Source organism: Nocardia gipuzkoensis (assembly GCF_021183645.1).
Taxonomy (GTDB): domain Bacteria; phylum Actinomycetota; class Actinomycetes; order Mycobacteriales; family Mycobacteriaceae; genus Nocardia; species Nocardia abscessus.
This window is the reverse complement of the sequence record NZ_CP089225.1, coordinates 5,471,731-5,490,482: the sequence shown is the minus strand read 5'-3', so window position 1 is coordinate 5,490,482 and position 18,752 is coordinate 5,471,731. Positions and strand designations below refer to the sequence as shown.

At 69.0% G+C, this 18,752-nt stretch carries 15 protein-coding genes and 4 tRNA genes; 5 read left to right on the top strand and 14 right to left on the bottom strand.

What is annotated here, in order from left to right:
• Positions 1–229: 229 nt before the first annotated feature.
• The 11 genes from LTT66_RS25010 to LTT66_RS24960 form a co-directional block, all read right to left on the bottom strand.
• Positions 230–1,273: an NUDIX hydrolase gene (locus LTT66_RS25010; RefSeq protein ID WP_233069387.1), complete on the bottom strand. Its 1,044-nt coding sequence runs from the start codon at positions 1,271–1,273 to the stop codon at positions 230–232.
• The gene (locus LTT66_RS25005; RefSeq protein ID WP_233060895.1) at positions 1,273–2,397 is read right to left on the bottom strand and encodes a glycosyltransferase family 4 protein; all 1,125 of its coding nucleotides are present in this window, start codon (positions 2,395–2,397) and stop codon (positions 1,273–1,275) included. The genes LTT66_RS25010 and LTT66_RS25005 overlap by 1 nt, the downstream gene beginning before the upstream one ends.
• On the bottom strand, positions 2,394–3,362 hold the full coding sequence (locus LTT66_RS25000) for a phosphatidylinositol mannoside acyltransferase (RefSeq protein ID WP_233060894.1): 969 nt from the start codon (positions 3,360–3,362) through the stop codon (positions 2,394–2,396). The genes LTT66_RS25005 and LTT66_RS25000 overlap by 4 nt, the downstream gene beginning before the upstream one ends.
• 85 nt (positions 3,363–3,447) lie before the next feature.
• The gene (gene pgsA / locus LTT66_RS24995; protein ID WP_233060893.1) at positions 3,448–4,143 is read right to left on the bottom strand and encodes a phosphatidylinositol phosphate synthase; all 696 of its coding nucleotides are present in this window, start codon (positions 4,141–4,143) and stop codon (positions 3,448–3,450) included.
• 23 nt (positions 4,144–4,166) lie between these two features.
• The gene (locus LTT66_RS24990) at positions 4,167–4,766 is read right to left on the bottom strand and encodes an HIT family protein (RefSeq protein WP_181722073.1); all 600 of its coding nucleotides are present in this window, start codon (positions 4,764–4,766) and stop codon (positions 4,167–4,169) included.
• On the bottom strand, positions 4,763–6,823 hold the full coding sequence (gene thrS / locus LTT66_RS24985) for a threonine--tRNA ligase (protein ID WP_195095505.1): 2,061 nt from the start codon (positions 6,821–6,823) through the stop codon (positions 4,763–4,765). Before thrS ends, LTT66_RS24990 begins: the two co-directional genes overlap by 4 nt.
• 241 nt (positions 6,824–7,064) lie before the next feature.
• The gene (locus LTT66_RS24980) at positions 7,065–7,703 is read right to left on the bottom strand and encodes a (2Fe-2S)-binding protein (protein ID WP_233060892.1); all 639 of its coding nucleotides are present in this window, start codon (positions 7,701–7,703) and stop codon (positions 7,065–7,067) included.
• Positions 7,676–8,107 (bottom strand): TIGR02611 family protein, encoded by a 432-nt coding sequence (locus tag LTT66_RS24975; RefSeq protein ID WP_233060891.1) that lies wholly within the window; start codon positions 8,105–8,107, stop codon positions 7,676–7,678. Before LTT66_RS24975 ends, LTT66_RS24980 begins: the two co-directional genes overlap by 28 nt.
• Positions 8,108–8,212: 105 nt before the next feature.
• On the bottom strand, positions 8,213–10,462 hold the full coding sequence (locus LTT66_RS24970; protein ID WP_233060890.1) for a solute carrier family 23 protein: 2,250 nt from the start codon (positions 10,460–10,462) through the stop codon (positions 8,213–8,215).
• Between the two features lie 243 nt (positions 10,463–10,705).
• The gene (locus LTT66_RS24965; protein WP_233060889.1) at positions 10,706–12,934 is read right to left on the bottom strand and encodes a SulP family inorganic anion transporter; all 2,229 of its coding nucleotides are present in this window, start codon (positions 12,932–12,934) and stop codon (positions 10,706–10,708) included.
• Between the two features lie 337 nt (positions 12,935–13,271).
• A tRNA-Val gene (locus tag LTT66_RS24960) sits at positions 13,272–13,343 on the bottom strand.
• A 395-nt stretch (positions 13,344–13,738) separates the two neighbouring features.
• Here LTT66_RS24960 and LTT66_RS24955 point away from each other — a divergent pair.
• From LTT66_RS24955 to LTT66_RS24945, 3 genes are all read left to right on the top strand, one after another.
• Positions 13,739–13,811, top strand: a tRNA-Gly gene (locus LTT66_RS24955).
• A gap of 43 nt (positions 13,812–13,854) precedes the next feature.
• Positions 13,855–13,925, top strand: a tRNA-Cys gene (locus tag LTT66_RS24950).
• A gap of 1 nt (position 13,926) precedes the next feature.
• A tRNA-Val gene (locus LTT66_RS24945) sits at positions 13,927–14,001 on the top strand.
• A 581-nt stretch (positions 14,002–14,582) separates the two neighbouring features.
• Here LTT66_RS24945 and LTT66_RS24940 read toward each other — a convergent pair.
• Positions 14,583–14,939, bottom strand: coding sequence for a winged helix-turn-helix transcriptional regulator (locus LTT66_RS24940; RefSeq protein ID WP_233060888.1), 357 nt, complete (start codon positions 14,937–14,939; stop codon positions 14,583–14,585).
• Between the two features lie 58 nt (positions 14,940–14,997).
• Here LTT66_RS24940 and LTT66_RS24935 point away from each other — a divergent pair, with 58 nt between their 5' ends.
• Positions 14,998–15,879 carry an NmrA family NAD(P)-binding protein gene (locus tag LTT66_RS24935; protein ID WP_233060887.1) on the top strand — a complete coding sequence of 294 codons (882 nt, stop codon included), beginning with the start codon at positions 14,998–15,000 and terminating at the stop codon, positions 15,877–15,879.
• Between the two features lie 341 nt (positions 15,880–16,220).
• On the top strand, positions 16,221–17,450 hold the full coding sequence (locus tag LTT66_RS24930) for a sigma factor-like helix-turn-helix DNA-binding protein (RefSeq protein WP_233060886.1): 1,230 nt from the start codon (positions 16,221–16,223) through the stop codon (positions 17,448–17,450).
• Here LTT66_RS24930 and LTT66_RS24925 read toward each other — a convergent pair.
• Positions 17,416–18,360 (bottom strand): hypothetical protein, encoded by a 945-nt coding sequence (locus LTT66_RS24925; RefSeq protein WP_233060885.1) that lies wholly within the window; start codon positions 18,358–18,360, stop codon positions 17,416–17,418. The genes LTT66_RS24930 and LTT66_RS24925 overlap by 35 nt on opposite strands.
• A 202-nt stretch (positions 18,361–18,562) precedes the next feature.
• Positions 18,563–18,709 carry a hypothetical protein gene (locus LTT66_RS24920; RefSeq protein WP_233060884.1) on the bottom strand — a complete coding sequence of 49 codons (147 nt, stop codon included), beginning with the start codon at positions 18,707–18,709 and terminating at the stop codon, positions 18,563–18,565.
• Positions 18,710–18,752: the final 43 nt, after the last annotated feature.

The following is an 18,752-nucleotide window of genomic DNA, read 5'->3' as shown; positions in this document are numbered from 1 at the left end:
CAACGTTGCCCAGTACTCCGCGGCCGCGGGACCGATCAGCGGCAACAGGAAATCGAACAGCAGGTACGACATGAACCAACTACCTCCACAACCGAGCGGGAACGGCCCCGCCGTCAGCAGGACCACGACGCCGAATCGCATGCGTCCCTGTCAGCTCTACCCTCCGGCGCCCTGAATCATCGCGACGCTATCACGATCGTGAAACACATCACATCCGTTCGGCGGCCGGTCAGCGGATGGAGCGGACCTCCGGGTCAGCGTTACCCGACGCCGCCTCGGCCGCTTCGGCGAGTAGCTCGTCCAGGTTATATGGGTAAACGGTTTCACCCGAGCGGTCCAGCGCGACGATGTCGGCCGCGGTGCACCACTTGTTGCCGGTGATGGAGCGACGCTCGATCACGGTCTGATTCGCCGCGTGCGGTTCGAAACCACGCACCCGCAGTGCGAAGAACAGCTCTTCGGACCGGATCAGGTCACCGTTGAACGGAAACACCGCGACCCGGCGCCAGATCGGACCGCGCAGGTGAGCCGGATCCGCGCGGTACCCGGTCTCCTCGTACAGTTCGCGCACCGCCGCCACGCGCAGGCTCTCCCCCGGCTCGACGCCGCCGCCGACGGTGAACCAGAACGACACTTCCGGCGTCTTCGGGTCGTTGCCGCGCATCAGCAGCGTCTGGTCGTTCTCGTCGAACAGCACGATGCGCGCGGTGGTGCGGATGGTGTCGACCGCGAGGCCGGTGGAGGCCGCCGGGGTGGCCCGCTCGGTGATCTCGAAGTAGGACGGCAGCGGGGCGGTACCGCCCAGATGAAGGATCCGGACCGGGCGCCGCGTGCGCAGCGCCAGCGTGTCGCGCACCGCGTCGTTGTGGAAGCGGCGGGCGATCAGCACCCTTGCCTCGGCGTCGGCCAGTTCGGCGACCAACTGCGGACGAAGCGTGCCGATGTCGACCGCCGACAACGCGGAGGACAACCGGTTCTCCACGGTCTCCCGCTCGGCGCGACCGGCGCGCTCGGCCCGGTCCGCCAGGGACGAGAGCTGTCTGGCCTGCTCCGACAGGGCCGGATCGGAGACCGGCCCGGCGATGGCCATGGCGACCGCCCTGGCCACCACCGCCCGCCGCGCCAGCGCCGCGTCGAGCGCCTGCCAGGACTGGTCGGAGCGCACGTGCAGCCGGTCGAGCCGGTTCGCGGTGGAGTACGCCCACAGACCGATCGCGACGACTACCGCGGCGATCAGCGCGAGGACGAGAACGGTCGTCGCGGAGAAGGTGATCATCCGGCGGCCCGCACCCGCGTGTCGCCGATGGTCACCGTCTCGTAGACGCGCAGGATCTGTTCGGCCACCACCGGCCAGTCGTACTCCCCGACCACCTGCGTCGCGGTGTGCACCAGAGCCTCCCTGCGCACCTCGTCGGTGAGCACGGTGTGCAGCGCGGCGGCCAGGGCCGCCGAGTCGCCGACCGGGACCAGCAGGCCCGCCGTACCGTCGCGCAGCACTCGGCGGAAGGCGTCCAGTTCGCTGGCCACCACCGCGGTGCCCGCCGCCATCGCCTCGATCAGGATGATGCCGAAACTCTCCCCGCCCAGGTTGGGCGCGACGTACACGTCCGCGCTCCGCATCGCCGAAGCCTTCTCCTCGTCGGACACCTGACCGAGGAAGCGCAGGTGACCGGACAGCTTGCCCGCTTCCCGGCGCAAGCGGTCCTCGTCGCCGCGGCCGACGATCAGGATCTCGACGTCGGGATGCTTGCGCACCAGATCGGGAAGCGCGCCCAGCAGCACCTCCATGCCCTTGCGCGGCTCGTCGTAGCGTCCGAGGAACAGCACGGTCCCGCCGGGGCGCGGATAGCCGGGCAGCATGGGCGCGCGGGCGAACGCCGGGACGTCCACGCCGTTGGGGATCTCCACCGCGTCCGAGCCCAGCGCCTCGACCTGCCAGCGCCGTGCCAGCTCGGAGACGGCGATACGGCCTGCGATCTTCTCGTGATACGGCCGCAGCACCCCCTGAAAAGTGCTCAGCACCAACGATTTCGTCGTCGAGGTGTGGAAAGTCGCGACGATCGGGCCCTCGGCGATCTTCAGCGCGAGCATGGACAGGCTCGGCGCGTTCGGCTCGTGGATGTGCAGCACGTCGAAATCGTTGCCGTCGATCCAGCGGCGAATCCTGGTGTAGGCCATGGGTCCGAAGGACAGGCGGGCCACCGACCCGTTGTACGGGATGGCCACCGCGCGGCCCGCCGACACCACGAACTCCGGCAGCGGGGTGCCGTCGGACGCGGGCGCGAGCACACTCACCTTGTGCCCGCGTTCGTTGAACACGCGCGCCAGCTCGACGACATGCGCCTGCACCCCGCCGGGGACGTCGAACGAATAGGGGCAGACCATGCCGATCTTCATGGCGATACGTCTCCCTGCTCGGCCGCGAGGCTCGCCTGTGCGGTGGCGATCGAGGCGCGCCGCCGGGGCGAGAGATCGCTCTCCCACAATGGTTGCAGCATGTGCCAATCCGCGGGGTGCTCGGCGATATTCGCCGCGAAGCGGTCCGCCAATGCCTGGGTGGCCGCGGCCACCCCTCCGGAAACATCCAGCGGCGCCTCGGTTTTCAGGCCCCAGTTCTCGCGGCCGTCGGCATCGACCTCGAACCACGCGTGCACCGGAATCAACGCGGCTCCGGTCTCGACGGCCAGTTTCGCCGCGCCCGCGGGCATCCAGGTGCGCTCACCGAAGAACTGGACGGGGACACCCTTGCCGGTGAGGTCGCGTTCGCCCATCAGGCACACGATCCTGTTCTGCCGCAGGCGCGCCGCCAACTGGACGAACGGCGGTTGCTCGCCACCGGTCAGCGGGAACACCTCGAAGCCGAGACTCTCCCGGTAGGCGACGAACCGCTCGAACAGCGATTCCGGCTTCAGTCGCTCGGCCACGGTGGAGAACGCCCCGTAGTGCTGCACCAGCCAGACGCCTGCCATATCCCAGTTGCCGGAGTGCGGCAGCACGAGTACCACGCCTCGCCCCTCCGCCAGCGCCGCGTCCAAGTACGGCAACCCGTCGACGAAGTAGTCGATCGTGGAATGGTCCATCGTCGGCAGCCGGAACGCCTCCCGCCAGTACCGCGCGTAGGAGCGCATGCTGGCGCCGATCAGCTCGTCCGGCACGTCGGCGGGAAGGACGCCGAGCACCCGCGCCAGGTTGCGCCGCAACTGATTCGGCGCGCCGCCCGCGTGGAACTCCCGGTTGGCGCGACGGGCGACGCGGTCCCCGCCCCACTCGAACAATCGCCGGGCCGTCGACTCCGGCAGCGCGCGCACCAGCCGCCAGCCTGCCGTGTACCCGACGGCACCGAGCTGCTCGCCGATATTCATCCGCACTCCCCCGTCGCCGGTCGGCAATTCATCACGGATTCCCGGACGCCACCGTCGATCGATCGGCGTCCGGCACCGGGTGAGATCACGACGGAAGTCCCGTGGCGTCGGTGGTTCCCGCGCTCGGGCGTTGCGGCTGCCCGGCCGGGATCACAGTGCGTGCTCCCGGCGAGTTGCGCACGGCCAGCACCCGCTGGACGACGGTGACGATGCTGAGCACGGCGAGGATCCACATCGCCACGTGCACGGCGTAGGTGAGCCACTCGATCCCCCAGTGTCCGCCGATCCCGGTGAACCCGGCGCCCACCAGCACGATGATCAGCCGGTCCGGCCGCTCGATGAGCCCGCCGTCCGCGGACAGCCCGCTGGCCTCGGCGCGCGCCTTGGCGTAGGAGATCACCTGCGAGGCAACCAGGACGACGAGCGTCGCGGCGAACAGCGGCTCGTGCTGCTCGTGGAAGACCGCCCACCAGGCCAGGCCGCCGAAGATGGCGCCATCGGCCAGCCGGTCGCAGGTGGCGTCGAGCACCGCGCCGTATTTCGTGCCACCGCCGCGCGCCCTGGCCATGGCGCCGTCGAGCATGTCGAACATGACGAACAGCCAGATCACCATGGTTCCCCAGAACAGGTGTCCGGTGGGGAAGAGGGTGACCGCGGCGACGATGGAGGCGGTGGTGCCGATCAAGGTCATGGCGTCGGGAGTCAGTCCCGTGCCGACCAGCGCCCGGCCCAGCGGAGCCGTCGCTTTGGCGAACGTCTCGCGGCCGAAGAAGCTCAGCACGGCAGATCCGCCCGGTCGCTCATCTACGCCTCCTTCCAGGCCGCTGACAACAGCGCCCTGGTCTCCCGCAGCAGTTGCGGCATCACCTTCGCCCCGCCGATGACGGTGATGAAGTTCGCGTCGCCACCCCAGCGCGGCACGATGTGCTGGTGCAGGTGGTCGGCCAGCGACCCGCCCGCCACCCCGCCGAGATTCAGCCCGACGTTGAACCCGTGCGGCCGGGACACCTTCTTCATCACCCGGATCGCCTGCTGGGTGAAGGCCATCAATTCGGCGCTCTCCGCCTCGGTGAGGTCCTCCAGGTTCGCCACCTTGCGGTACGGCACCACCATCATGTGTCCCGGGTTGTACGGGTACAGGTTGAGCACGGCGTACACCAGCTCGCCGCGGGCGACGACCAGACCGTCCTCATCGGACATCTTCGGGATGTCGGTGAAGGGATGGCCGGTCGAATCCTTGGGCTCCGTGGCCGCCTCCGCGATGTAGGACATGCGGTACGGCGTCCACAGCCGCAGCAGCCGATCCGGTTCCCCGGCGCCGGTGTCCACGATGCTGCCCGGCTCGGCCGAAGGCGCGGCCTGGTCCAGATCCGCGAGCCCGTCCGGCACCGTACGCTCGGTCATGCCCCACCCTTGCTCGATCGGATCTCGAAACCGTCGGCCGTCGGCGACGCGTTCTCCCGGTGGGCGATCCACGCGACGATGGTGGCCACCGCGTCCTCGACCGGGACACCGTTGACCTGGGTGCCGTCGCGGAAGCGGAAGCTCACGGCGTTCGCGTTCACGTCGCGCTCACCGGCCAGCAGCATGAACGGCACCTTTTGCGCGGTGTTGTTGAAGATCTTCTTCTGCATGCGGTCGTCGCTGCGGTCCACCTGCGCGCGGACGCCCTCGTCCTGCAACCGCTCGATCACCCGATCCAGGTGCGGGGCAAAGGCTTCCGCGACCGGGATGCCGACGACCTGCACCGGCGAGAGCCATGCCGGGAACGCGCCCGCGTAGTGCTCGGTGAGCACACCGAAGAATCGCTCGATGGAGCCGAACAGGGCGCGGTGGATCATGACCGGCCGCTGCTTGGTGCCGTCGGACGCGGTGTACTCCAGATCGAAGCGCTCGGGCAGGTTGAAGTCCAGCTGGATGGTCGACATCTGCCAGGTGCGGCCCAGCGCGTCCTTGGCCTGCACGGAGATCTTCGGGCCGTAGAAGGCGGCGCCGCCGGGATCGGGCACCAGCTCCAGACCGGAGGCCGAGGCGACCTTGGACAAGGTCTCGGTGGCCTCCTCCCAGATCTCCTCGGAACCGACGAACTTCTTCGGGTCCTTGGTGGACAGCTCGAGGTAGAAGTCGTCGAGACCGTAATCCTTCAGCAGTTCCAGCACGAACCGCAGCGTGTCGGTCAGCTCGCTGTGCATCTGCTCTTTGGTGCAGTAGATGTGCGCGTCGTCCTGGGTCATGCCGCGCACCCGGGTGAGCCCGTGCACCACACCGGACTTCTCGTAGCGGTAGACCGAGCCGAACTCGAACAGCCGCAGCGGCAGTTCCCGATACGACCGGCCCCGGGCACGGAAGATCAGATTGTGCATCGGGCAGTTCATCGGCTTGACGTAGTAGTCCTGGCCGGGCTTGCGGACGGTGCCGTCCTCGTTGAACTCGGCGTCCAGGTGCATCGCGGGGAACATGCCGTCGCGGTACCAGTCCAGGTGGCCGGAGACCTCGAACAGGTGCCCCTTGGTGATGTGCGGGGTGTTGACGAACTCGTAGCCCGCCGCCACATGCCTGCGGCGCGAGTACTCCTCCAGCTCCTTGCGGATGATGCCGCCCTTGGGGTGGAACACCGGAAGGCCGGAGCCGAGTTCGTCTGGGAAGCTGAACAGATCCAGCTCCAGGCCCAGCTTGCGATGGTCGCGGCGCTCGGCCTCGGCGAGCAGGTGCAGGTGCTCGTCGAGCGCCTCCTGCGATTCCCACGCGGTGCCGTAGACCCGCTGCAGGTCCTCGCGGCTCTGGTCACCGCGCCAATACGCGGCCGAGCTGCGGGTCAGTTTGAAGGCCGGGATGAACTTGGTGGTCGGAATGTGCGGGCCGCGGCACAGGTCGCCCCAGATCTTCTCGCCGGTGCGCGGATCCAGGTTGTCGTAGATGGTCAGCTCCTTGCCGCCGACCTCCATGACCTCCGGATCGTCGATCCCGGACTTGTCGCTGATCAGTTCCAGCTTGAACGGCTCCCCGGCCAGCTCGACCCTGGCATCCTCGACCTCGACCACCCGGCGGGAGAACCGCTGCGCACCCTTGACGATCTTCTTCATCCGGGATTCCAGCTTGGCCAGATCCTCCGGGGTGAACGGCCGCTCGACGCGGAAGTCGTAGTAGAACCCGTCCTTGATGTACGGGCCGATGCCGAGCTTGGCCCCGGGGAACTCCTGCTGCACCGCCTGGGCGAGCACATGCGCCGCCGAGTGCCGGATGACGTTGCGGCCGTCGTCGGTGTTCGCCGCCACCGGCTCGACGTCGACGTCGGCGTCCGGAGTCCAGGACAGGTCCTTGAGCTCACCGTCCACCCGGACGACGACCACGGTCTCCGGCCCCTTGGTGGGCAGTCCCGCCTCGCGCACCGCGGCGCCCGCCGTCGTCCCGGCCGGCACCCGGACGAGGGCGACAGGACTGATAGGGGCTGAGGTGGTCACGGCTGCGCTCTCCTTGGCGTTTCGTGTGCGGGCTTGGTCCCGCTGGACGGTGGCCGATCGCATGTTCGTCCGGCGCGACCATGCTACTGTCCCGCCACTTCGGCCCGCCCCTCCGGGCTTTGGGCCGTACCGGTTCGGTGCCGCGGGATTTGCGTTCACTTCGCCCGCGACGGCGGTCGAGTTCGGGCGTACCCGGCAACTCACCCGTGGGCGTGCGAATCAGTGGCGTCCCGGCAGGTCCTCAGCCCTCGGCGGCCAGGCCCGCGAGCAACGCCGTGCGTTCGGCGGCCGGCCGTTTCGGGCAGCTGGTGCACATCTGGCAGCCGGGCACCTCGAACACCAGACAGCAGGAGATGCGCCGGACGTAGGTGCGTCCGCCGACCTCGACGAAACGCGGAGCCGGGAGCTTGCCGCCGATCTCGGCGGCCAGCCGCGCCCCAGCGTCCGGCGATCCGGCGTCCAGCGCACGGTTGCCGATGGCGTCGGCCGCGATCGCCCACAACGCCGGGACACCGGCGCCGGACACCTCGGCGACCGGCGGGATGACGGTCGCCAACGTCTCGCGCAGCGCCGCCGCGCTGCCGGTCCGCGGACCGTCCCCGGGCCGGATGCGCACCCGCTCGACACCACCGTCCGGGCGCACCTCGCAGTCCAGCCGGTCCAGCGTGACTTCGGGGGCGTCCCCGTCTTGCGCGTACGCCCGCGCGATCTGCTCCACCAGGGCGGAGGCGATCATGCACCACCACAGGGTGCCGGCGATGCGCAACGACGTGGTCCCCCAGGAGTGGCCCATCTCCGCGATCCGTGCGGACAGCCATTCCGGGTGGGTGAGCGTCCACCCGGCGACGGTGATCACCGTTGCAGGGGGCTGCGCAGCCATTCCCATTCGACTCCGATCCAACTACCGACGAGCCCGAAAGTCCCCAAAATCCACAGCGTCGCGACGACCAGCGCGGCGGTGGCGACCGCCGCGGCCGCCTGCGTGACCGGACCCCGCGCGGAGTACCAGGCCATCAGTTGCCGGTACCGGTCCCGCAGCCAGGCCAATGCCGCACGCGCCCAGGCGAATTCGGTGGCGAGGATGCCGAGGCCCGCGAACACGATCGCCCAGCCGGGACCGGGGTAGGGGATCGCGAGGACACCGACCGCGAGCACAGCGACACCGACCATCGCGACCACGATCCGGTAGACGCGATACAGCGTAGGTCGGCGTTCGATCCCGGCGTGGAAGGCGCGCCAGCGGGTCGGTCGATCGCCCGAGCTCGTTTCCAGGTCTGCGGTCACGTTCCCAGGGTACGAGCTGTCCGGCGCGCCGCATCCGGTCCCAGCCGACCGGATGCGGTGATCCCGCCCTGGCGCGTGCCCGGGCGGGATCACCGTTCCCATTCGTCAGACGAGCTGGGCAGCGGGCTGACGGCCCGTGTCATCGATGTGCGCGATGCCGTTCTCGGTCACCTCGACGACCCGCGCACTGGCGATGTCGAAGAACAGGCCCGACACCGTGACGCCGCGTTCGGCGACCGCCTTGCGCACCGCTGGGTGCCGGTGCAGCAGCTCGAGCTGCACCGCGACGTTCACCATGGCCAGCTGATCGACCTCGCCGAAGCCCGCCTCCTGCGCCGCACCCGCCACCGGATGGCCGGCGCGGAATTTCGCCAGGCTCGGCTGCGCATGGGCCAGCCAGGCGTCCACGCCGGGGACAGGGGCGCCCGTGTGCAACGCCTTCATCGCCCCGCAGGAGGAGTGTCCGCAGACCACGATCGAGCGGACGTTCAGCTGTTCCAGTGCGAACACCAGCGCGGCTTCGACCGATGCGTCACCCTCGGCGGGCGCGAGGTTGCCCACGTTGCGCACGGTGAACAGGTCGCCCGGTCCGCTGTTGGTGATGATGTTCGGCACGATCCGCGAGTCCGAGCAGGTCAGGAAGAACGAATCCGGGTCCTGCTTGTCCCGCAGCTCGTCCAGGTGCGACCGCACGACATGCGCGTGACTGCGGTGGTAGGCGGCGACACCCGCTGCGACCGGGTTCTCGTGTCCCTCGTCGCGACGCCACGGGCCGAGGATGTCGTCGAAGACCGCGCGGGCGAAGCTCCGCGCGGGTGGTTTCGCCGTGGCGTGGGCCATCCTGGCCCCGCCGATCTCCACGAAATCGACGCTTCCTCCGGTGTTCACCTGCTGGCGGGCGAACTCCTCGATGGCCTCGAAAGCCGCGTGATCGAGGAAGTCGACCGTCATCTCCACCGTGACGTCGGCTCCCGCGGGGATCTTCGCGAACTGCGCCGACAGCTTCGGCAGCGCGAGGAAGGTGGCCGAACCGTCGACGGTGATCAGCCAGCGCTGCGTGCCGGAGACCTGTTCGGCCTTGATCGCCACCCGGACCACCCGCCACAGCAGCAGGCCGAAGGCCAGGCCGAGGCCGATGAGCACGCCCTCGAGCAGGTTCAGGAACACCACACCGAGCACGGTCACGGCGTAGACCAGCAGGTCACCGGTGCGCCGGGCCAGTTTGATGTGGGCCAGCTTGACCAGCTGGGTACCGATCACGATGAGCAAGCCGGCCAGCGCGGCCTTCGGGATCTGCTCCACCACCGACACCAGAGCCACCGAGAACACCAGCAGCCAGACCCCGTGCAGCACCGCCGAGGCGCGGCTGCGCGCGCCCGCCTGCACATTGGTGGCGCTGCGCACGATCACGCCGGTGACCGGCAGGCCGCCGAGCAGGCCGGACAGTACGTTCGCCGAACCCTGACCGATCAGCTCGCGGTCGAAGTCGGTGCGCTTGCCGGAGTGCATCTTGTCCACGGCCACCGCGGACAACAGGCTCTCCACGCTGGCGATCAGGGCGATGGTGATGATGGCAAGGACCAGACCCGACCAATCGCCGCTGGGCAGCGCCGGCAGGCCGATGGCGTCGAACAGCGAACCGTTGAGCACGATGCGTTCGGCGTCCAGCGGCAGCACCAGCGACAACACCGTGCCGACGAGCACCGCGACCAGCGGACCGGGCACCGCGCGCAACCTGGCGGGCAGATACTTCCAGCCGAGCATGATCGCGATCACGACCGCGCCGATCAACGTGCCGCCACCGTGCAGGGACATCAGCTGCCCGGGCAGTTCGGTGATGTTCCGCCAGGCCGAGCTGTGCGAGGAACCACCGAGCAGCACATGGATCTGCTGCAGGGCGATCGTGATGCCGATACCGGCGAGCATCGCGTGCACCACCACGGGCGCCACGGCCAGCGCCGCTCGGGCCACGCGGCTGAGCCCGAGCAGGATCTGCAGCACTCCGGCCGCGAAGACGATGAAACACGTCGTGCGCCAGCCGAATTGGTTGATCGTCTCGGCGACGACGACGGTGAGACCGGCGGCAGGGCCGCTCACCTGGAGGAGTGAACCGCCGAATGTCCCGGCGACGATACCGCCGATCACGGCGGCGATGAGCCCAGCGGCGACGGGGGCTCCGGAAGCGATCGCGATACCGAGCGAAAGCGGTAGCGCGACAAGGAAAACCACGATCGAAGCGGGTACATCGTAGCGGAGGATTTCGGTGAAGCGGTCGGACAACGGTCCGGAACTGCGGCCCGAGCCCGCCTCCGCGGGCAGTGACGGTGGCGGGGCTAAATCTTGATCGATAGCCATGACTCTCCTTCGCCGACTCGGCTGATTCGCCGAGGTCGGTTGACGATCAACATGTCCAGCAGGGCACAAGACCGCGAACCGGCATCTCGCGGTGAAGCAGTCCCGACACAGCGATGAGTCGAGATGTAAACAAGCACAAGTGTATTGGTAAAGACTTAGCAAAGCCTGAGAACTGAGCGAATTGTGTGTCGCGCCCCACCGCCCTCTCGTCGTTATCACCGTGACGCATCGCACATCGCCTGCTCAGACCGGCTCCGCCGCGATCCGGCGTCCTTCGTCGTCGAACTCCGCGATGCCGTCGACCATGACCTCGATCACACGGGCCGTAGCGAGGTCGAAGAACAATCCGGACACGGCCACGCCCCGCTCCTCGACTCCCCGTCGCACGGCCGGGTGCGCGTACAGCGTCTCCAGCTGCACCGCGACGTTGACCATGCCCAACTGGTCCACCGGGCCGAAGCCGGCGACGGCCGCCGCCTCGCCGACCGGATGACCGAGCCGGTACCGCTCCAGGCCGGGACGCGCGTGTGCCAGCCAATCACCCAGCCCCGCACCGGGATCCACCTCGCGGTGCAGCGCCTCCATGGCGCCGCAGCCGGAATGCCCGCATACCACCACCGCGCGCACGTCCAGCTTCTCCAGCGCGTAGATCAGGCCCGCCTCCACCGAGAGGTCCCCGCCCCGGGTCGGCACCAGGTTGCCCACGTTGCGGACGGTGTACAGGTCGCCCGGCCCGCTGTTGGTGATCACGTTGGGCAAGATCCGCGCGTCCGCGCAGGTGAGGAAGAACGAGTCGGCGTCGTGCCGGTGCCGTAGCCGGTTCAGATGCGGGCGAAGCAGGTGCGCGTGCCCGCGGTGGTAGGCGGCGATGCCCGCCGCGATGCGGTGCTCCCGGTTGCCTGTGCGCCGCCACGGTCCGATGACCTGATCGATGACCTGCCGGAAGTGCCCTCGCTGCGGCGGCCCGGCCAGTGCGGTGGCCATGCGCGCGCTGCCGAGTTCGGCGAATTCCACCGTGGCGCCGCCGGATTCGTGCTCGAGAGCCCAGTCGGTGAGGAACTCGCAGGAGGCGTGGTCGAGGAAGTCGACGGTCATCTCGACGGTCACGTCGGCGCCCGCGGGGACCTCGGCCAGTTCCGCGGTCAGTTTCGGCAAGGCGAGGAAGGTGCAGGTGCCGTCGATGGTGACCACCCACCGGCGCGAGCCGGGCACCGGCGCGGCGACGATCGCCACGCGCACCACCCGCCACAGCAGCAGCGCGAACGCGAGCACCAGCCCGATCAGCATGCCCTGCAACAAGTTCAGGAATACCACGCCCAGCACCGTGGCCAGGTAGACGTACACCTCGCCGGCCCGCCTGGCCAGCCGGATGTGCGCCAGCTTGATCAGTTGCACGCCGACGAAGATGAGCAGACCGGCCAGCGCGGCGGTCGGGATCTGCCGCACCAGCCCGGCCAGCGCTACCGCGAACAGCAGGATCCAGACTCCGTGCAGCACGGTCGCGGCCCGGCTGCGAGCACCGGCGTTCGCGTTGGTGATACTGCGCACGATGACGGCCGCGATCGGCAGGCCGCCGAGCAGGCCGGAGACCACGTTCGCCGATCCCTGCCCGATCAGCTCGCGGTCGAAGTCGGTGCGGTGGCCCGGCCGCATCTTGTCCACCGCGACAGCCGAGAGCAAGCTCTCCACACTGGCGATGAGCGCGATCGTCACCATGGCCGCGATGACGGCCCCCAGGCCGGCGGAAGGGGCGGCGGGCAGACCCACAGCGTCCAGCAACGAGCCGTCGAGCACGATCCGCTCGACGTGCGTCGGCAGGATCAGCGCCAGCAAGGTGGCGGTCACCACGGCGACCAGTGGTCCGGGGAGCGCGCGCGCCGGCGGCGGCACGCGACGCCAGGCGACCAGGACGACGATCACGAACAGCCCCACGCACAGATCGCCCTTGTGCACCGACATCAGCTGTTCCGGAAGGGCGACCAGCGCGGCGAACGACGAACTCAGCGAGGTGCCGCCGAGCAGCACGTGCACCTGCTGCAGAGCGATCACCACGCCGATCCCGGCGAGCATGCCGTGCACCACCACCGGGGCGATGGCCAGCGCCGCGCGCGCGACGCGACTGAGCCCGAACAGGATCTGCAGCATCCCCGCGCCGACGGTGATGAAACAGGTTGCGGCCCAGCCGAAGTGCTGCACACTCTCGGCGACCACCACGGTGAGGCTCGCCGTGGGCCCGCTGACCTGGATCGCGGAGCCGCCGAGCAGTCCGGCCACCACGCCGCCGACGACGGCCGCGATCAGGCCCGCGGCCACCGGAGCGCCGGATGCCACCGCTACGCCGAGCGAAAGCGGCAGGGCGACAAGGAAAACCACGATCGAGGCGGGCAGATCGGCACGGGCGATTCCGGTCAGGCGACCGGCCATGTCCGCGCGCGGCGACGTCCGTGGTGCGGAATCGGTGTCGGTGGACATATTTTCTCCTTCGCCGGGACACTGGCCCCGGTTCATCGGTCAAACATGTTCTTGGCATCGAAGTCGAGCGGCGTGCGAAGCTCGGGCCCCCATCCGTGGGCGGAAGCGCGACCCGTGCAACAAGGTCGCAATGATAGTAAAGACTTCGCAAAGCGTGTGGAAAGGGTTCGGGTCGAGAAGAAGACAACCGCTACCATAATGTGACTCAGGTCACAGTGCAACAAAGAGATGACCCAGAGGGCCGTGGACCGGGCGGCGCCATGAACCCAACGGTTTCGATCTATTCGAAGAGAAAAGAAGACCGGGCAGAATCTGCACCGGTCTCGCACTGTGTGAGTGGTCCCAGCTGGGATCGAACCAGCGACCTTCCGCGTGTGAGGCGGACGCTCTCCCGCTGAGCTATGAGACCTGACTTGGTTCCGGCGGCTCGGGGTGCCCTCCGGACGAGACGAAACATTAGCACGCGCCACCGGCGGTCCACCAAATCGCCTTCCGGGCAGGGACGGTTCGACGAGCCGAGCATGCGCCCGGCAGCCTTCCGACGCCTCCCACAGGGGGTTCAAGGCGAGCCCCCGGATAGGCGCTGGACCACGCTGAGCACGGGTCGCCGATCGAGGGCCCGAGCCTGCCGATGGACGACAAAAGCCTCTACTCCCCCAGGCACCACATCCGCCACCACCGTCACAGCAGGACACTTCGTCGATTTCCACCGTCCTACCAGCGGATTTGTACCTTTTACCGGGCGTCCGCTAATGTTCTGTCTCGCACCACGGAGGTCGGAAACGAGCTCCGAGGAGGCAGAATGCGGATGTAGCGCAGCTGGTAGCGCATCACCTTGCCAAGGTGAGGGTCGCGGGTTCGAATCCCGTCATCCGCTCGAGAGGTAGGGCCAGGCAACATTACGCCGTCCCCCTTCGCACGGTGGAGTGGCCGAGTGGTGAGGCAACGGCCTGCAAAGCCGTGCACACGGGTTCGATTCCCGTCTCCACCTCGCGCGATTAGCTCAGCGGGAGAGCGCTTCCCTGACACGGAAGAGGTCACTGGTTCAATCCCAGTATCGCGCACCACCGTCTCACCAGGTCAGAGGCACTTTCTGAGGAAACTCGGAAGGTGCCTCTTCTGCTTTTCAGTCTCCGAACACCCCCTCAGCACACACCAGGATGAGTAACTGCGGAGAACTCGCCTATGCGCAGACCGGTGTAGGCCATGAACCGAATCGCGAGCCTGTCCGGCGACGGCGCGACAGTCGGGATGCTCGGCGCCCCGTCGTTGTCGTGTTCGACGGCGAGTTCAGCGGCACGGTCGCGCCCGACCCGCTCGGGGTCGTCCGCAAGCCGTCGAGGTAGACCGCGACAGCGGCGAGCCGCGCAACCTAGGCGTGCGAGAACTCCGCAAGCTCTCGCTGTGTCAGCCCGCGACGCTTCCGAACGGTTGGGAGCCGTTCTCCAAGGTCCATGTGCCCAGGCTACGGGTGTGTCCATCCGCCGCGCACCACACGCCGCGACCTCACACCGGCGACCTCGGCAGGCGCGCGCAGCAGGTAGCGCGGCGCCAGCGTGAACACACACGCAGAGTTTCCGCTGTAGCTCGGAGTTGGTCGAACACTACCGATAGTCGCTACATCCGCTGGCGGCGCTGCTGAGGACGGTCAGTCCCGGGCGAGGGGATGTTCATCGCCCCATTTCAGCATGGCGTACAGGACCTCGACGAGGCTTTGCCCGTCTTCGGTGAGTTCGTAGACGACGCGGGGCGGCACTTCGGCGTACACGGTGCGGGTGAGGATTCGCTGGTGCTCCAGGGCTCTGAGGCGGTCGGTGAGGGTCTTGGCGCTGGGAGCGCCGAGTGCCGTACGCAGGTCGCCGAAACGTTTGGGCCCGGAGAGCAGTTCACGGACGATCAGCGTCGTCCACTTCCCGTCCAGGACCTTCAGCGTGCGCTCGATGCCGCACCCTCGGGGCGCCGCCGCGTTCAGTCGTTCGAGCTGGTCGCCGCCGATAGTTCCCATAAGGAACCTATATCACGTTCTGGGTATTGCTTCACCCGGAAAACTAACGTCGCCGGGCATGAACAGTTCCACCGTGATCGTCCATGGCGCGACGGGCGCCCAAGGTGCCGCGATCGTCCGCGGGCTCTTGTCAGCAGGACACCGGGTGCGCGGTATCGTCCGCGACGCGTCCGCCGCCCGGCTGCATCCGGACGCCGAGCCGGTCCGCGCCGACCTGCTCGATGCCGGTTCGCTGGCCGCCGGGTACGCCGGCGCCGACGCCGTGGTCGTCCAGTTGCCGCTGGTGTTCGCGGCCGACCCAGCCATCCGGCAGGCGCGGGCGGTGCTGGCCGGGCTCCGGGAAGCGGGTGTGCGGCGAGCCGTCTTCAACCCGGGCAGCGTGGTGCCCGCCGAACCGGTCGGCGTGCCGTTCGTGGACGCGCGGGTACTCGTGGCGGCCGAACTGCCCAGGGTTGCCGAAACCGCTGCGGTGGTCGCGCCCGCGCGCACGTACCTGGAGAATCTGGCCGCTCCGTGGTCGGCCCCGCTCGTCGGCGCCGGGGAGGTCGCCTACCCGCTTCCGCCGGACCTTCCCGTTCCGTGGGTCGCGCTCGACGATCTCGGCGCCGCTGTCGCCGTCCTGATCACGTCGACGGCTCCTCCCGCGCTGCAGGTCGTGGCCGGCCCGCAGGCACTGACCGGGAACCAGGTCGCCGCCGAACTCACCGCCGTCCTCGGACACCCGGTGCGGTGGAATGCGATAACCCCTGCCGCGTATCAGCGGATGCTGGCCCCGCATCTCGGAACCGAGGCCGCCGCGGGCATCGCCGGGGTCTACACACCACCGCCGCCGGGGACACCCACGCCGCCGGAACTCGACCCGTCATTGATCACGTCCGGCACCACCACTCTGCGCGACTGGGCGGCGCGCCAGTACTGGCCGGCTCACTCCCGTACCTGAAGGGCTGGACAGGTCATCCACGTGAGCAACTCGACCTGCCCCGCCACCGAGGACACCCGATGACGCGATCGGCGGCGGCGCGTTCACCACCATCGCACCGGCGAAGCGGGCGTCGTCGCCCAGCGCGAGTGATGCCCCCGTCCACGTCATGTGCCGCCCGCGGTCGTCGCCGAGGGTCACGGTCTGCGCACCCGCGAGGTATCGGCGCGATCGCAGTTCCCTACCGAGCCGAAGCCGCTGGAACGGCTCAGCAGAGATCCGCGCAGGACAGCGGGGCGGGTGTCGGTGGGTGGGGATACGCTGTGCCGCACAGTGCCCGAGCCGAGTCAGGGGGTTGTCGCGTGACGATCAGTGCGGAGGTCGCGCAGGGAGCGGCGCCGGATGACGACGATCCCGAATCGCTCGATCTGCGCGACGACATCTCGTTCGAGCTCGAGGAGGTCAACGAGGTGCTCGGCGAGTTGATCGCGCTGCGCGCCGACCAGAAGGCCAAGGACGGTGACCTGCTGACGGCTCGGCTCGGGGTCAGCGGTGAGAAACCCGAAACGCTGGCGCGGATCGGCGCGCGTTACGACCTGTCCCGCGACCGGGTGCGACAGCTGCACACCAAGGCGGTCGGGCAGATGATCCGCATGGCACAGCTGTCCGGGCATCGCGCCGCGGCGGTACTGTCCGCGCGCTATCCGCTCGACGCCATGGACCGGCAGCTGGTGCGCGCGCTGCTGGTGGAGACCTACGCGACCGACACCGACATCGCCGCGACCGAGCTGTCGTACCTGAAGCTGCGGCTGGCCGGGCATCCGGCCGAGGACGCGAAACGGATCGCCGGGTTCGTCACCCAGCGCATCGCGGCCTGGCAGAAGAAGACCAACCGGCGGCTGGCGAAGCTGCACGACGCCGAGCCGCGTGCGGCAAGTCAGCTGAATCCCTGGTTGGATCAGGTCGATTGGCCCGGTACCGGCGCCGCGGCAGCGGTGCCCACTGCCTCCGCGCGCACCGTGGACAGCGACGACGACGGCCGCGGCCGCTTCTACCTGGATAAAGTCGGTCGAGACGTGCCGTTCGACTCCGGTTTGGAGGCCCGACTGCTCTGGATCCTCAACGCCAGCGACCGGGTCGAGACCTTTCAGGAGCACCCCGCGGCGGTCACCTACGATCTCGACGGCGCGCGGCGGCTGCACTATCCGAGCATCGTCGCCCGGCTCGCCGACGGCCGCACGGTGCTGATCGACGTCGCGCCGCTCGGCCACGTCGGCTTCCACGTCAACCGGGTGAAAGCGGCCGCGGGCCGAGCGCACGCGCACGCCAACGGCTGGGGGTGGCTGGTCTGGACCGGCAGCCGCATCGGCGTCCCGGACCTGCTGGCGCGCCCGGTCGACCCCACGAGCGAGCAGACGCTGCGCGACCTCCTCGCGCGCGGCCCGGTGCACTGGGCCGCGCTCCGCGAGGTGCGCGCGCGGACCGGCCTGGAACTGCTGGACTTCCTCGCGCTGGTGCTGCGCCACGAATGGCGATGGGATCGAGCGCCCTTCCGGCTCAGCGCACCACCATCGCCGCCGCCAGGAACGTGACGATCAACAACATCGCGCAGATGGTGATCAGCTGCCAGCGGCCGATGGTCACCTCGAGATTGGCGATCGTGTTGCGCAAGGCCTTGTCCAGCCGATCGTGATCGGCGATCGTGCGCTGAGCGGCGGCGAGGGCGTCGGCCTTCTCCTGCGCGGCCAGCTCCGCGCGTTCCAGGCGCGTGGTGAGCTTCAGCAGGTGTTTCTGCTTGTCCCGCAACGACTTCCGGGTCACCGCCAGCGAGGTACGCTGATTGACCAGTTCCTGACGCTGCCGGGCGATCACCGTGGCCTGCGTCTTCGTGTGGTACTCCCAATCGGTCACGGTGGCCCAGCCTCCTGTCCTCTCATCCCGATAGCCCCAGACGTACTCGCCGCGTACCCAGCCCGCGATGAACTCGCGTACTTCGACCGGCTCGCGCCGCGGCGCCGCCATGGCGTGCGCGGTGTCCAGCACGCCGGTCACCGCGCGGTAGTCACAGGCGGCGGGCGCGAAGTCCGCGATGCCGAGCGCGTGCAGGTACGGCACCCAATAACCGGGTGGGCACAGCCACAGGACGTCCGTGCAGCCCGCGGCGCGCAGCCGCTCGGTGTGCTCCTGGGCGAGCCCGCGCTCCAGCGGGCCGCTGCGCACCTCGATCGCGTACACCCGGTCACCCTTGCGCCAGTACACGTCCACCGGCAGCGTGCCGATGCGCCGATCCACTTCGGCTTCGTCGGCGCCGTAGGCGAGCAGCCTGCCACACAGCCAATACTTCAGCCGCCGCGTATCCCACTGCGCGGCGGAACACTCCGGACACCCACAGGCGTATCCGGTTCTCGAACCACGGGTACGGCCGGAAGCCTCCCCGATACCCAGCTCGGCGAGCATCGCTCGGCGCCCGCAGGCGATTTCCGCCCGCTGCTTCGTTCTCACGCGACCACTCCCCTGCACAACCACCGCAGGCCCGGCGACCTACGCCATAGATCAAGAGTGCGTCAGACTCGGCTACCTCGCCAGCCCGGCTCACCCCGCGCTCGGGTGTGCCACGCGCGAGGCCGATCACCGATGTCGGCGTCGTTCTCTGCGGCACAAGGACTTTCATCATGCCACGGGGGCGGCACAGGGCACGTCGAGATCAGTGAATTGACAGTTGCCGCCATCCCGCGACGCGCCCGGCCGCGGCGTCCGCACGGTTCACCGCCCACCGCCCGCGCCAGCGGCGGCAGAACACCCGCGGCAGCGGCAGCAGCGCCAACGGCAGCAACGGCAGCAGCAGCGCCAACGGCAGCAACGGCGGCGGCAGCGGGCCAGCAGCGGCAGCGGCT

Coding starts and splice junctions, on each gene's coding strand:
- LTT66_RS25000 (WP_233060894.1), bottom strand. CDS start 3,362: ATGAATATCGGCGAGCAGCTCGGTGCCGTCGGGTACACGGCAGGCTGG.
- LTT66_RS24970 (WP_233060890.1), bottom strand. CDS start 10,462: ATGGCTATCGATCAAGATTTAGCCCCGCCACCGTCACTGCCCGCGGAG.
- LTT66_RS24940 (WP_233060888.1), bottom strand. CDS start 14,939: ATGGGAACTATCGGCGGCGACCAGCTCGAACGACTGAACGCGGCGGCG.
- LTT66_RS24990 (WP_181722073.1), bottom strand. CDS start 4,766: ATGACCGAGCGTACGGTGCCGGACGGGCTCGCGGATCTGGACCAGGCC.
- LTT66_RS24980 (WP_233060892.1), bottom strand. CDS start 7,703: ATGGCTGCGCAGCCCCCTGCAACGGTGATCACCGTCGCCGGGTGGACG.
- LTT66_RS24965 (WP_233060889.1), bottom strand. CDS start 12,934: ATGTCCACCGACACCGATTCCGCACCACGGACGTCGCCGCGCGCGGAC.
- LTT66_RS25005 (WP_233060895.1), bottom strand. CDS start 2,397: ATGAAGATCGGCATGGTCTGCCCCTATTCGTTCGACGTCCCCGGCGGG.
- LTT66_RS24935 (WP_233060887.1), top strand. CDS start 14,998: ATGAACAGTTCCACCGTGATCGTCCATGGCGCGACGGGCGCCCAAGGT.